The organism is Pseudomonas fluorescens, assembly GCF_900215245.1.
GTDB classification, from domain to species: Bacteria; Pseudomonadota; Gammaproteobacteria; order Pseudomonadales; family Pseudomonadaceae; genus Aquipseudomonas; species Aquipseudomonas fluorescens.
In genome coordinates this window covers 4,460,846-4,474,327 of sequence record NZ_LT907842.1, presented here as the reverse complement: position 1 = coordinate 4,474,327, position 13,482 = coordinate 4,460,846, and the positions used below count along the sequence as shown (strand labels likewise).

Below are 13,482 nucleotides of genomic sequence, written 5' to 3'. Positions count from 1 at the left end.
ACTGGAGAGGCGGGGCGTGAATAGTAATGCTTCCTATTAAGCGGGGCAATTGAATCCCGGCGCGTTACTGACGATCGAGGTCTGCGTCCCGAAACTCGAAGCCCTGCTCAATGACGTCGTTAGAGTCCAGGCCTATCTGTACCTTGAATTCACCCGGCTCGGCGGCGTAGCGCAATTGGGCGTCGTAAAACTTCAAATCATTTTCATCCAGAGTGAACGTGACGAGTGTGCGTTCTCCCGCCTTGAGCATCACTTTCTGAAAACCTTTCAGCTCTTTGACCGGTCGGCTGATGGAGGCCACCACATCCTGCAGATAAAGCTGGACCACCGTATCGCCTGCCCGCGTGCCGGTGTTAGTCAGCTCGACACTGACGTCAAGTCGGTCTCCTCGGCGCAAAATGGGCGTGGACAACAGCAGCTTCGACAGTTTGAACCGGGTGTAGCTCAAGCCATAGCCAAAGGGATAGAGCGGCGTCTCGTCTTCGTCGATGTACTGCGTGGTGTACTTATAGGGCGCAACGTTGTTGTAGGGCCGGCCAGTGTTTAAGTGGTTGTAGTACATCGGGATCTGGCCAACGGATCGGGGGAAGGTCATCGGCAGTTTCCCCGATGGGTTGTAGTCGCCGAACAGCACATCAGCAACGGCATTCCCCCCTTCGGTGCCGCTGTACCAGGTTTCCAACAGCGCGCTGGCCTGGGTTTGCTCCAACGTCAGGTCCAACGGACGGCCGTTCACAAGGACAATCACCAGCGGTTTACCCAATGCCCTCAAGCGCCTGAGTAACTGTTTTTGACTGGCAGGCAAGTCGATGCGCGCGCGACTGGTCGCTTCATCGTTAAACCCCCAAGGCTCGCCGACCACCGCCACAATGACATCAGCCCGGCGGGCGATCGCTACCGCTTCGTTCAAGCGTTCGTTCGACGACCGAGGGTCGATATCCAAGGGGGACTTGTATTGCTTCATACGTGCGATCAACGCCGTGTCGTCGCTGACATTGGCGCCTCTGGCATAGAGCAGCGTCGCTTTGCCCGCAACGGCGCGGGCGACTCCTTCATGGATGCTCACCACGCGCGTGTCTTCACAATCGCCACAATAACTGCCCAGCAGATCCCGCCGGCTTTTGGCCAAAGGGCCGACCAAAGCGATTGTGCCCTGCTTGCGCAACGGCAGGGTTTGGCGGTGATTTTTCAACAACACGAAGGTTTTTCGGGCAACCGTGCGGGCCACATCGCGCTGCAACCGAGACTCAATGGGCGGTAACGGCGCTGGATTGAGTTTGCGATAAGGGTCGTCGAATAACCCCATGTCATATTTGATACCCAGGACCCGGCGCACGGCCGTATCCAGAACCTCTACCGGCACTTTTCCCGATCTGACCGACCCTGGCAACGTCTCCACATTTGCACTGTCGCACAGCGCCATCTCGACACCGGATCGCAATGCCAAGGCAGCCGCATGGCTTGGATCAATTGCCACACCATGGTCAACCAAATTACCTATTGCGCCGCAGTCTCCCAGGGTCACGCCGGCGAATCCCCATTCATGCCGCAACACGTCCCGGATCAACCAGGGATTGGCCATGGCCGGAACGCCGCCTATGCTATTGAGCGCGATCATCACCACACCAGCACCTGCTTCGACGGCAGCGCGATACGGCGGGAAGTAATACTGATACATATTAGCCGTGCTCATATCGACACTGTTGTAATCCCTGCCCCCCTCCACTGCGCCATACAAGGCGAAATGTTTGACAGTTGCCATCAAGCTGTCAGCGGCAGCAAGGTCCTTGCCTTGATAGGCCTCGACCACGGTCTTGGTGATGCGTGAAACCAGGAAAGGGTCCTCGCCGTAGCCTTCAGAGACTCTGCCCCAGCGAGGGTCGCGAGCGATATCGACCATAGGGCTAAAGGTCAGATTGATACCCTCGGCACTTGCCTCCTCGGCACTGATCCTGCTCGCCAGGGCTATAGCCCGCATATCCCAACTCGCAGCGAGGGCCAAACTGACCGGAAAGATTGTGTGCAACCCATGGTCCACGTCCTGAGCAAACAGCAACGGTATCTTCAACCGACTGCGCTCCACGGCAATACGCTGCAAGACATGCCCATACGGGGCAAAGGGCACGCCACCGAGCCCGCCAACCGTGCCCTTGGCAATCAGCTCCGGACCATTGGAGTCGAGATCAATAGCGTCCAGGTCGAGCATGTTCAATTGGCCAACCTTTTCGTCGAGCGTCATTTGACCTAAAAGGTTGTCGATAAAAACGCCCTTCGAAGCGTTCTCCTGTGCGCCAACGCCGAAAGGACAAAGGCAAAGGCAAATAAACAGCCCAAGTAACCAATGGGGGTTCATGACGTCTTTCCTATGGGCCGCGAAATGCCGTCAGGCTCATCCTGCTGACAGCGCACGTCTACTGTCAGAACTAACAGCTCGCGGCCCATGCTGCGGCGCCACACCGCCAAAACAGAGGATGAACTTCCTCGCCGCGCCGTCAGTCAGCAGAAAGGACTCTCATAAAACGGTGGGTGGGCGATGCAGATTTCATTGCAACAACAAGTGGCCCTGGTCACCGGCGCCAGTTCCGGCATCGGCGCTGGCGCTGCCAAGGCCCTGGCTGAGGCGGGAGCGGCCGTGGTGCTCAATTACAACTCCCAGGCGGCACCGGCCGAGGCCCTCGCTGCCCAGATCAACGCCGACGGCGGTCGAGCGGTGGCCATCGGTGGTGATGTGTCAAAAGAGGCCGACGTGGAACGCCTGTTCGCGCAGACCCTCGACACCTTCGGCCACCTGGACATTCTGGTCGCCAACTCCGGCCTGCAAAAAGACGCCAACCTGGTCGACATGACCCTCGACGACTGGAACAGCGTGATCGGCGTCAACCTCACCGGCCAGTTCCTGTGCGCCCGCGCCGCCGTACGTATCTTCAATCGCCAAGGTGTGCGCGAAGGCGTGTCGCGCGCAGCCGGCAAGATCATTCATATGAGTTCGGTGCACCAAATCATCCCGTGGGCCGGGCACGTAAATTACGCAGCCTCCAAAGGTGGCGTCGAGATGCTGATGCGCACCCTGGCCCAGGAAGTCAGTGAGCAGCGCATCCGCATCAATGGCATTGCACCGGGAGCGATTCGTACGGCGATCAACCGTGCGGCCACTGAAGGCGCGGCGCTGAAGGCGTTGTTGAAGCTGATTCCCTATGGCCGGGTCGGCGACGTGGAAGACGTCGCCAATGCAGTGGTCTGGCTGGCGAGCGACGCCTCCGATTACGTGGTCGGCAGTACCCTGTTCATCGATGGCGGCATGAGCCTTTATCCGGAGTTTCGTGGCAATGGTTGATTTCAAGAACGAACCCCAAAGCGCGATTGATGCCCACGGCATCATCGGTGATATGCGCAGCGCCGCGCTGGTCAATGACACCGGCAGCATCGACTTTTTCTGCTGGCCGGAATTCGACAGCCCGTCGATCTTTTGCTCGCTGCTGGACACGCCTGAGGCCGGGGCTTTCCAGCTCACCCCCGACCTGCCAAACGCCCGCCGTGAGCAAATCTATTTGCCCGACACCAACGTCCTGCAGACCCGGTGGCTGAGCGATGAAGCGGTGGTGGAAATCACCGACCTGCTGGCGGTCACCGAAGAAATCGATGACCTGCCGCTGTTGATTCGCCGGGTGCGCGTTGTCAGCGGCAAGGCCACGATGCATCTGCGCTGCGCCGTGCGCCATGACTACGCGCGCGCGGCGACGCACGCCGTGGCCGACAACGGCGGCGTGCTGTTCACCGCCGATGGCCAGCCTGGCCTGCGCCTGGTCGGCAGCCACCCGTTAAGCCTCGACGATGATGCAGCAGTCGCCAGCTTTACCCTGACCCAGGAGCAAGGCGCGGAATTTGTCCTCGGCGGTGAGGACGATCTGCGCGTGACCAACCACTGTACCGACCTGTACCTGGCGCGCACCCTGAAGTTCTGGCGCAGCTGGATCGCGCAGTCGAATTACCGCGGGCGCTGGCGCGAAATGGTCAACCGCTCGGCCCTGGCGCTCAAGCTGCTGACCTCACGCAAACATGGCGCCATCATCGCTGCCGCGACCTTCGGCCTGCCGGAAACACCCGGTGGCGAACGCAACTGGGACTACCGCTACACGTGGATCCGCGACGCCTCGTTTACCGTCTACGCATTCATGCGCCTGGGCTTTACCGAGGAAGCCAACAGCTACATGCGCTGGCTCAAAGGCCGGGTCAGTGACTGCTGCGGCCAGCCGACCAAAATCAACATCCTCTACGGCATAGACGGTCGCCAGGAACTGCCGGAAACCGAGCTGGATCACTTCAGCGGGCATGGTGGCGCCAAGCCCGTGCGCGTCGGCAACGAGGCCTTCGACCAGGTCCAGCTGGATATCTACGGCGAGCTGATGGACGCGGTGTACCTGGTTAACAAATACGGCGAAGCGATCTCCCACGAAGGCTGGAAACACACGGTGGAAGTCGCCGACCAGGTGTGCGAAATCTGGAATCAGAAGGATGTCGGTATCTGGGAAATGCGCGGCGAGCAGCATCATTTCCTGCACTCACGCCTGATGTGCTGGGTGGCATTGGACCGCGCAATCCGCCTGGCCTCCAAACGCTCGCTGCCCGCCCCGTTCGCGCGCTGGGATCAGACGCGGCAGGCGATTTATGCGGATATCTGGAGCAACTTCTGGAACGAAGAACGCGGGCACTTTGTGCAACATATCGGCAGCACTGCCCTCGATGGCTCGATGTTGCTGATGCCGCTGGTGCGCTTCGTCGCGGCCACTGACCCACGCTGGCTGTCGACATTGGAGGCGATCCAGAAAAGCCTGGTGCGCGACGGCATGGTGTATCGCTACCGCAACGACGACAGCCAGATCGACGGCTTGCAAGGCACCGAAGGCGCGTTCGCCGCCTGCTCGTTCTGGTACGTCGAATGCCTGGCGCGGGCCGGTCAAGTCGAAACAGCCCACCTGGAGTTCGAACAACTGCTGCGCTACGCCAACCCCCTGGGGTTGTACGCCGAGGAGTTCGACAGCCAGGCCCGGCACCTGGGCAATACGCCGCAAGCGCAGAGCCACCTGGCGCTGATCAGCGCGGCGACCTTTCTGGACCGCAAACTCAGCGGCGAGAAGACCGTCTGGCAACCCTGAACGGGGCGCCGCCAGAGAACCCTGGCCGGTGGTGAAAATCGCCGGCCTGCTGGTTACCGCTTCAGACCAGCAAAGCGATTGCCCACAAGTACAGCCCCCATCGTGATTCGCTTTCGGCTAGAGTTCCAGCACCTTCGGCCACCTCGTTCGAGCGCATCATGACCCCACTCGCCCCACTGCTTTATGTGCGCACGTCCATGCTGGATGTGGCCTATGAAACCCACGGCCCCGACGACGGTGAGCCGGTTATTCTGTTGCATGGTTTCCCCTACGACCCACGCGGCTACGATGAGATTGCGCCGGCCCTGGCCGCGCGCGGGTGCCGGGTGTTAGTGCCCTACCTGCGCGGTTATGGCCCGACGCGGTTTATCGATGAACAGGTGATGCGTTCGGGCCAACAGGCGGCGCTGGCCAAGGACTTGCTGGATTTCATGGATGCGCTGCGTATCCCGCGAGCGACCCTGGCAGGCTATGACTGGGGTGGGCGTGCCGCCTGTATCGTCGCGGCACTGTGGCCGGAGCGGGTGCGCGGGTTGGTGACCGGCGATGGCTACAACATTCAGGATATCGCCCAGTCGCCGACGCCGAGCGCCCCGGAGACTGAGCATAGGCTGTGGTATCAGTTCTACTTTCACACCCAGCGCGGCGTCGACGGTCTGACCGCCAATCGTCGCGAGCTCTGCCAGTTATTGTGGCAGCTGTGGTCGCCGACCTGGGCCGAAGGACCGGCCCAGTATGACAAGAGCGCGCCGTCGTTTGATAACCCGGACTTTGTTGAGGTGGTGATTCATTCCTACCGCCACCGTTTCATGTACGTCCCCGGCGACCCGGCGCTGGAGCCCATCGAGCGAGCCCTGGCGTTGCAGCCGTGCATTTCGGTGCCGAGCATCTCGTTATGCGGCGCCGATGATGGCGTGGGCCCAGCCCCGGTTGAGGATGACGATGTGGAACATTTCACCGGCGTTTATCGACGCGAAGTCTTGCCCGGCGTCGGTCACAATATTCCCCAGGAAGCACCGCTGACGACCCTTGCAGCGATTTGCGAATTGCTGGATCGGACGTAACGTCAGCGTGCTGCCGCGCGCTTGAAACTGACGACACCAACCTGCGTGGCACGAGCGACAGGACTGGGCGAAACACATCATTTCATCTTCTGAAAGCGCCGGCTCTGAAAGCGCTGCGATAACTCATTACCTGGGTTCAACCCGGTACGGTTTGATTCAGGCCGGTTGGCAGAAGCGTTCACGATAGGCCTGGGGCGTAACGTCCAGCGCGCGCAGAAAACTGCGGCGCAGGGTCTCCTCACAACCGAAACCACACTGCACGGCGATGCGCTTGACCGAGGCGGTGCTGTCGGCCAACTGTCGGCGCGCGGCGTCGACGCGTATCAACTCGACCGCACGCGCCGGGGTTTGCCCGGTTTCAGCGCGATAGTGGCGTACGAAACTGCGTTCGCTCATGCCCGCCTGGGCAGCCAGTGTGGGAATGTTCAGATCGAGGCTGAGGTTTTCGGCGATCCAGGCGTGCAAATCGGCGAAGCGAGTGTCGCCTTTTTGCAGGGACAAGGCCGCGCTGAATTGGGATTGGCCCCCCGGGCGCTTGAGAAACACCACCAGATGCCGCGCGACTTCCAGGGCGACGGCCCGACCAAGGTCCTCCTCCACCAGGGCCAGGCACAGGTCGATGCCGGCCGTTACACCGGCAGAGGTCCACACCGCGCCTTGCTGGATGAAAATCGGGTTGGACTCCACCGTCAGCAAAGGGTACTTGCGCGCCAGTTCTTCACAGCGGGTCCAGTGGGTGGCCACCCGACAGCCATCGAGCAAGCCGCTGGCGGCCAGCAAAAAAGCGCCCGTGCATACCGAGGCCATGCGCCGGGTGTGCTGGGCTTTTTGCTTCACCCACGCCACCAACTCAGCGTCTTCGGCGGCACCGTACACACCCCAGCCGCCGGCGATTACCAGCGTATCGCACGGTGTGTCGGCCGCCGGCAAAGGCTCGGCCAACAGCGCCAAGCCAGCGGAGGTCATCACCGGCGTTGTCTGCGCGGCGATCACCGAGGCCGCGTAGGGCAATGGCAAACCGCGCTGACGCGCCAGGTCGTTGGTCGAGGCGAACACCTGCAGCGGCCCGGTTACGTCGAGCACCTGGGCGTTATCAAACGCGAGTACGTGGATTATTCGAGTCATGATTGGCGTAATTGGTGGGCTTAATGGCGTATACGCCAAAGCCTAGGCCTCTAGAGTGAAGCCGTCTACCTCTCGTGTAATCGGAGTTTCACTCATGACCCTGCAGATCGGTTTTCTCTTGTTTCCCGGTATCCAGCAACTGGACCTCACCGGCCCCTATGACGTGTTGGGCTCACTGCCGGATGTGGCGCTGCACCTGCTGTGGAAAGACTTGGCGCCGGTCACGTCCAGCACCGGGCTGGTGTTCACCCCGACCATGACCTATGCCGATTGCCCGCGCCTGGATGTGATTTGCGTGCCCGGCGGAGCCGGTGTCGGCGCGTTGATGGAGGACCCGCACACCCTGGATTTCCTCAAGGACCAGGCACAGACCGCGCGCTACGTAACATCGGTATGCACCGGTTCGCTGGTACTCGGCGCGGCGGGTTTGCTGCGCGGCCGCAAGGCCACCACGCATTGGGCTTACCACGACCTGCTCGCCCCGCTCGGCGCGATTGCGGTGCAGGCGCGGGTGGTGCGTGACGGCAACCTGTTTACCGGGGGTGGCATCACCGCCGGGATCGACTTCGCCCTGACCCTGGCCGCCGAGTTGTACAGCGAGGACGTCGCGCAACGCGTGCAACTACAGATCGAATACGCACCGGCGCCGCCCTTCGACGCGGGCAGCCCGCAGACCGCCCCCAAGCACGTACTGGAGGACGCCAACCAGCGCACGGCGGAGTCGCGTCGGGTGCGTGCCGAGGTGGTGGCACGCGCCGCTGCACGGCTGCGCTGATTTGCCCGCCCCCTCTCATCAGCGCCCGGCCCGTTAATCGGACCTGGCGCCGCGGTAGCGCACGAAGAAAAGGCTGAATGCGCGAAATCGATCATTTCTTCCACGTCAACCGTCCGAGCGCGCGACCGGTAAAGTAGTCAAACGGATACAAACAAAAAATTGCGCTGAGACTTTTGAATAAAAATCCCCTGGTCGGCACCAGCGCTCAGAAGTGACAGATTCAGCGCGACGCCCAGGCCGGCTGCACGGCTTTTTGGGCCACTTTACAGCCAGTTTCACGAATTTTACGCGTGCGTTTGCAACGCCGCCCATCCCGGCTATAACGCCCATTTCAGGGCACTTGGCGCGCCTTTCAAAACCCTCCCTGTCCCTCTTTCCTACCTCCATCCAAAAAAGGTTTTACTGCCCGGCAGGAAAATTCTCACATTTGTTTCTACACTCAAAATCACACCCAAATAACGAGTGAACTGACAAGGAAAGTCAACAAAATGACACATAAGAAGACTAAACAAGGTGTCTGCGGCAGCCCATCCGAAAAAAAGTCAAGTTATTGACAAGGCCAGCAAAAAGGCGTTTTCTCTGACTGACAAAGCCAATAGCCAGAAAACTCCTTTAGCCACTGCCCCCACGCATTTCCTTCGTTTCGGAAGAGAAAGGCTTGCGTTTTACCCAGCGTTGCCATCGTTCGCATGCCCTCAAAAGCAGCGAAACAGAGAGCCTGGAGTGCAATGAGGGATGTTTTTATGCGAGAAAAGTCGTCAGTCGTAAGCCTGTTTCTGACCCGTGCGGGTTTTGTTGAATTTTTTGTGGTTTTCGTCAAATTGGTACACGGCCTGACTGCTATCTTGCCACCGCTGGTCCTGGTATTTTTCCTCGACACAATGGCCCCTCAGTTGCGTGCGCACTTCCTCGGCCTGCTGCTGTTTTTTGCAGTGCTGAGCGTGATTCTTTTCCATGCACTGGGGATCTATTCAGAGGAGTTGTTCAGCAATCGTCTGCGCCTGCGGACCAGCATCGTGGCCTGGTCCTCGGCGTTCTGCATCTTGCTGTTCATGTACCAGATCCTGCAGTTTTTCCCGCAATTGACGCCGCGCAACCTGGTGGCGTGGTACTTCGCCAGCCTCGGGCTGTTCTGCCTTGAGCGCCTGGTGATGCTGCGCCTGTATCGCAACCTGATGCGCAAAGGCAAATACCTGCAACGTACGGTGATTTTGGGCTTCACCGACACCGCCGTGCACGTCGCCGACCACCTGCAACGCAACGGCGATATCCGTTCCGGCCTGATCGGTTTTATCGATGACCGCACCGAGCGCATTCCCAAGGAATTGAGTCGTCTGCCCTTACTGGGCAATACCCGTGACCTGGAAAAGCTGATCCGTGCCGAACAGGTCAACCAAGTGATGATCTGCTTGCCGTGGGCCGCCGAGCAACGCATCCACGGGCTGGTCAATCGCCTGCGCCAGATGTCGGTGAACGTGATGCTGGTGCCCGACATGGCGGCCTTGCGCTATGGCCACAGCCGCATCACCGACGTGGGCGGCATTTTGATGTTCAACACCTCGCAGTTGCCGCTGCGCGGTTGGTCGCCATTCATCAAGCGCTGTGAAGATTTGCTGCTGGCCAGCATTGCCTTGGTGGCGCTGTCGCCAGTGATGGTGCTGACGGCAATCGCCATCAAGCTCGACTCCAAAGGCCCGGTGCTGTTTCGCCAGAACCGCTTCGGCTACAACGACAACGAGATTCGCGTGTTCAAATTCCGCTCGATGTTCACCGACCAGAGCGACTTCACCGCCGAGCAACAGACCACTCGCCAAGACCCGCGCATCACCCGTGTGGGCCGCATCATTCGCAAGACCAGCATTGACGAGCTGCCGCAGTTATTCAATGTGCTGCTGGGCAATATGTCCATGGTCGGCCCGCGCCCCCACGCCACTGCGACCAAGGCCGCCGGTATTCCGTTCGAAGTCGCGGTGAGCGAGTACAGTTCGCGGCATCGGGTCAAGCCGGGCATCACCGGCTGGGCGCAGATCAACGGCTACCGGGGTGAAACCGATACCCTGATCAAGATCCAGAAACGTGTCGAGTACGACCTGGAGTACATCTCCAAGTGGTCGGTGTGGTTTGACTTGTACATCGTCTTCATGACGATCCCGGCCGTCCTCTCCACCAAGGAAGTCTATTGATGAATACCCTCAACGGATTAATTCCCTGCATTATTTCCGGTGGCTCGGGCACACGGCTGTGGCCGGTTTCCCGTCAGAACATGCCCAAGCCCTTCATGCGCATGCGTGACGGCCAGAGCCTGTTGCAAAAGACTTTCCAGCGCGCGGCCAAACTGCCCGGCGTGGAAAGCGTGCTGACCGTGACCAACCGCGACCTGCTGTTTCGCACCCTGGATGACTACCGCGCAGTCAACAAGGCTCACCTGCCCCTGGACCTGTTGCTGGAACCGTTCGGCCGCAACACGGCGGCGGCCATTGCAGTGGCCGCCCTGCATGTGCAGGCGCATTTTGGCGACGACGCGCAGTTGCTGGTAATGCCCGCCGACCATTTGATTCTCAATGAAGTCGCGTTCGCCGAAGCGGTGGTCCAGGCCCGCGACCTGGCCGAAGCCGGCTACCTGGTCACCTTCGGCATTCAGCCCGACCACCCGGAAACCGGCTTCGGCTACATCGAAAAAGGCGATGCGCTGGGCACCGGCTTCCGGGTCAAACGTTTTGTCGAGAAACCCGACCTGGCCACCGCGCAAGGCTACCTCGACGGCGGCAAGCACCTGTGGAATGCCGGCATGTTCTGCTTCAAGGCCAGCACCCTGGTCGACGAACTCGCCGCCCATGCCCCCGATGTGCTGACCGCGGCCAACGCGGCACTGGAACACAGCCATGACCTGCAAAACAAAACCTCGCGCCAGCGTGAACTGGACCCTGACGCATTCGGCAGCGCGCCGGATATCTCCATCGACGTCGCGTTAATGGAGAAATCCAAGCAAGTCGCCGTCGTGCCGTGCGACATCGGCTGGAGCGACATCGGTTCCTGGGAAGCCTTGCGCCAACTCACACCCAGCGACGCGCATGGCAACCAGGTCAATGGCGAAGCGATTTTGCATGACGTGCACAACTGCTACATCGACTCGCCCAAGCGCGTACTCGGCGCCGTCGGCGTGCGCGACCTGATCATCGTCGACACCCCCGATGCGCTGCTGATCGCCGACGCCCACCGCAGCCAGGACGTGCGTTTTATCGTCGCCGAACTCAAGCGTCAGAATCATCCCGCGTACAGCCTGCACCGCACCGTCACGCGGCCGTGGGGCACCTACACCGTGCTGGAGGAAAGCACCCGGTTCAAGATCAAGCGCATCGTGGTCAAGCCCCAGGCATCGCTGTCGTTGCAAATGCACCATCACCGCAGCGAGCACTGGGTGGTGGTCAGCGGCGCCGCCCAGATCACCAATGGCGACCGCGAATTTCTGATCAACGCCAACGAGTCCACCTACATCCCGGCCGGGCACAAGCACCGCTTGACCAACCCCGGCATCATCGACCTGGTGATGATTGAGGTGCAAAGCGGTGAGTACCTGGGCGAGGACGACATCGTGCGCTTTGACGACATCTACGGGCGTGCGCCCCTTGACGTGAAAAAGTGACATGCGTACTTCGTTGATCATCCCGACCCGCAACGCGTCCAGTCACCTGGCGCGCCTGCTGCCTGCGCTGAAAATGCAGACCCTGCAACCGGACGAAATGCTGGTGGTCGACAGCGCCTCCAGCGATGACACCGTGGCGCGGTTTCGCGACTTCGGCGCCCGGGTCGAGGTGATCGACGCGCGGGACTTCAACCACGGCGGCACGCGCCGCTGGGCCAGTGAACAGGTGGGTGGTGATGCGCTGATCATGATGACTCAGGACGCGATCCCCGACAGCCCCGAGACCTTCGCCAACCTGCTTGACGAATTGCAGCAAGACCCGCGCAGCGGCGTGGCGTACGGCCGGCAATTGCCACACCCCGGCGCCGGTGTGCTGGGCGCGCAGTCGCGGCATTTCAACTACCCGGCCCAGAGTCGCAGCAAGCGCCTGGCCGATGCGCCGGAGCTGGGCATCAAGACCTGCTTCAGCTCCGACTCTTTTTGCGTCTACCGACGCAGCGCATTGCAGGCCGTCGGCGGCTTTCCCGTCGATGTGATCGGCAGCGAAGACGCCTACGTCGCTGCGCGCATGCTTCTCCAGGACTACACAGTGCGCTACGCCGCCACCGCGCGGGTGTATCACTCCCACGATTACCGACTCATGGATGAGTTTCACCGCTACTTCGACATTGGCGTGTTCTACGGTCGCGAGACGTGGATTCGCCAGGCCTTTGGCGACGCAGGTGGTGAAGGTAAACGCTATGTACTGGCTGAGATCGCGGCCTTGCGCGCAGCCGGTGCATTGCACCGCGTACCCGAAGTACTGGTGCGCAGCGCGTTCAAGCTGCTCGGCTATCGGCTGGGCCAGTTGGAACGCCGGCTCCCCCTCGCCCTCAAGCGGCGCATCAGCATGTTCCCCGGTTATTGGAGGTGAGCATCATGACCCACAGGAAGTCCCCCTTGATGAAAAGAACCTTGCTCGTCCTGGCCATGATGGCGTTGGCCGCCTGCAATACGCCCGCACGCATCGTCCCACCGGACGACAAGACCATCGAAGACGGCAAGCGCGCCCTCGACCAACTCGCACAGCTGCCAGTGGCCGTGGAACGCATCCGCGTCGGCGACCAGCTGCGTATCGTGCGTGATGCCGGGGAGATGCCGACCTTGTCCGCGTTCAACGTCAGCACGATTTACGAGCTGACGCTGTACACGGTGCAAACGGACGGCAAGATCAATTACCCGTTCCTGGGCCCGATCCAGGTCGCCGGTCGCCAACCCTCGGAACTGGCCAGCGAGCTGACCAACAAGCTGGCGCCGGTGTACCGCGAGCCACGGGTGACGGTGAACATCAACCAGGCTCCGGGTAACTCGGTGATCGTCGGCGGCGCGGTGAACAACCCGACCGCAGTGCAGATCGGCACGGCCAACACCCTGGAGCAAGCCATTGTCGGCGCCGGCGGGGTGAACCCCTCGGGCGATGCGAGCATGGTTGCACTGCTGCGTGAAGATGCCCAAGGCGCCTATCACGCCTACTTCCTGGATTTCAGCCAATACCTCAAACCCGGTCCCAACGGGCGTAAATCGGTGCGCCTGCAACGCGGGGATGTGGTGTTCGTACCTAAATCCAACGTGGGCGAGCGGATCCAAGGCGTGGACACCTACTTGAACCAACTGATCCCGTTCACCAAGTCGATCGGGGTTGGCTACAACTACACGCGAACCAGCAGCAGTTCCAGTAACTAA

General features: G+C 60.8%; 10 protein-coding genes. 8 read left to right on the top strand and 2 right to left on the bottom strand.

The genetic code is table 11. The features are described from left to right. Positions 1 to 64 precede the first annotated feature (64 nt). Positions 65 to 2,353: a beta-glucosidase BglX gene (gene bglX, locus CPH89_RS21010; protein WP_053255394.1), complete on the bottom strand. Its 2,289-nt coding sequence runs from the start codon at positions 2,351 to 2,353 to the stop codon at positions 65 to 67. 180 nt (positions 2,354 to 2,533) lie between these two features. Between bglX and CPH89_RS21005 the strand changes: the two genes are divergently transcribed. The 3 genes from CPH89_RS21005 to CPH89_RS20995 all read left to right on the top strand — a co-directional run bounded on the left by CPH89_RS21005 (position 2,534) and on the right by CPH89_RS20995 (position 6,217). Beyond that, positions 2,534 to 3,334 carry a glucose 1-dehydrogenase gene (locus CPH89_RS21005; RefSeq protein ID WP_053255393.1) on the top strand — a complete coding sequence of 267 codons (801 nt, stop codon included), beginning with the start codon at positions 2,534 to 2,536 and terminating at the stop codon, positions 3,332 to 3,334. After that, a complete protein-coding gene (locus CPH89_RS21000) occupies positions 3,327 to 5,153 on the top strand; it encodes a glycoside hydrolase family 15 protein (protein ID WP_053255392.1) in 1,827 nt (608 codons plus the stop codon). Before CPH89_RS21005 ends, CPH89_RS21000 begins: the two co-directional genes overlap by 8 nt. A gap of 158 nt (positions 5,154 to 5,311) precedes the next feature. Then, positions 5,312 to 6,217 (top strand): alpha/beta fold hydrolase, encoded by a 906-nt coding sequence (locus tag CPH89_RS20995; RefSeq protein ID WP_053255391.1) that lies wholly within the window; start codon positions 5,312 to 5,314, stop codon positions 6,215 to 6,217. Positions 6,218 to 6,373: 156 nt separating this feature from the next. On the opposite strand, the gene CPH89_RS20990 is transcribed toward CPH89_RS20995, so the two are convergent. Continuing rightward, complete coding sequence (locus CPH89_RS20990) at positions 6,374 to 7,342, bottom strand: GlxA family transcriptional regulator (RefSeq protein WP_053255390.1); 969 nt, start codon at positions 7,340 to 7,342, stop codon at positions 6,374 to 6,376. A 94-nt stretch (positions 7,343 to 7,436) separates the two neighbouring features. Here CPH89_RS20990 and CPH89_RS20985 point away from each other — a divergent pair, with 94 nt between their 5' ends. The 5 genes from CPH89_RS20985 (at position 7,437) to CPH89_RS20965 (ending at position 13,482) form a co-directional block, all read left to right on the top strand. After that, on the top strand, positions 7,437 to 8,117 hold the full coding sequence (locus CPH89_RS20985; protein WP_053255389.1) for a DJ-1/PfpI family protein: 681 nt from the start codon (positions 7,437 to 7,439) through the stop codon (positions 8,115 to 8,117). Positions 8,118 to 8,860: 743 nt separating this feature from the next. Continuing rightward, a complete protein-coding gene (locus CPH89_RS20980; RefSeq protein ID WP_053255388.1) occupies positions 8,861 to 10,300 on the top strand; it encodes an undecaprenyl-phosphate glucose phosphotransferase in 1,440 nt (479 codons plus the stop codon). Beyond that, on the top strand, positions 10,300 to 11,760 hold the full coding sequence (locus CPH89_RS20975) for a mannose-1-phosphate guanylyltransferase/mannose-6-phosphate isomerase (protein WP_053255387.1): 1,461 nt from the start codon (positions 10,300 to 10,302) through the stop codon (positions 11,758 to 11,760). The genes CPH89_RS20980 and CPH89_RS20975 overlap by 1 nt, the downstream gene beginning before the upstream one ends. Before the next feature lies 1 nt (position 11,761). Next, positions 11,762 to 12,673: a glycosyltransferase family 2 protein gene (locus CPH89_RS20970; RefSeq protein WP_053255386.1), complete on the top strand. Its 912-nt coding sequence runs from the start codon at positions 11,762 to 11,764 to the stop codon at positions 12,671 to 12,673. A gap of 29 nt (positions 12,674 to 12,702) precedes the next feature. Beyond that, positions 12,703 to 13,482, top strand: a complete 780-nt coding sequence (locus tag CPH89_RS20965; RefSeq protein WP_053255385.1) for a polysaccharide biosynthesis/export family protein — start codon at positions 12,703 to 12,705, stop codon at positions 13,480 to 13,482.

Coding starts and splice junctions, on each gene's coding strand:
- bglX (WP_053255394.1), bottom strand. CDS start 2,353: ATGAACCCCCATTGGTTACTTGGGCTGTTTATTTGCCTTTGCCTTTGT.
- CPH89_RS21005 (WP_053255393.1), top strand. CDS start 2,534: ATGCAGATTTCATTGCAACAACAAGTGGCCCTGGTCACCGGCGCCAGT.
- CPH89_RS21000 (WP_053255392.1), top strand. CDS start 3,327: ATGGTTGATTTCAAGAACGAACCCCAAAGCGCGATTGATGCCCACGGC.
- CPH89_RS20995 (WP_053255391.1), top strand. CDS start 5,312: ATGACCCCACTCGCCCCACTGCTTTATGTGCGCACGTCCATGCTGGAT.
- CPH89_RS20990 (WP_053255390.1), bottom strand. CDS start 7,342: ATGACTCGAATAATCCACGTACTCGCGTTTGATAACGCCCAGGTGCTC.
- CPH89_RS20985 (WP_053255389.1), top strand. CDS start 7,437: ATGACCCTGCAGATCGGTTTTCTCTTGTTTCCCGGTATCCAGCAACTG.
- CPH89_RS20980 (WP_053255388.1), top strand. CDS start 8,861: ATGCGAGAAAAGTCGTCAGTCGTAAGCCTGTTTCTGACCCGTGCGGGT.
- CPH89_RS20975 (WP_053255387.1), top strand. CDS start 10,300: ATGAATACCCTCAACGGATTAATTCCCTGCATTATTTCCGGTGGCTCG.
- CPH89_RS20970 (WP_053255386.1), top strand. CDS start 11,762: ATGCGTACTTCGTTGATCATCCCGACCCGCAACGCGTCCAGTCACCTG.
- CPH89_RS20965 (WP_053255385.1), top strand. CDS start 12,703: ATGAAAAGAACCTTGCTCGTCCTGGCCATGATGGCGTTGGCCGCCTGC.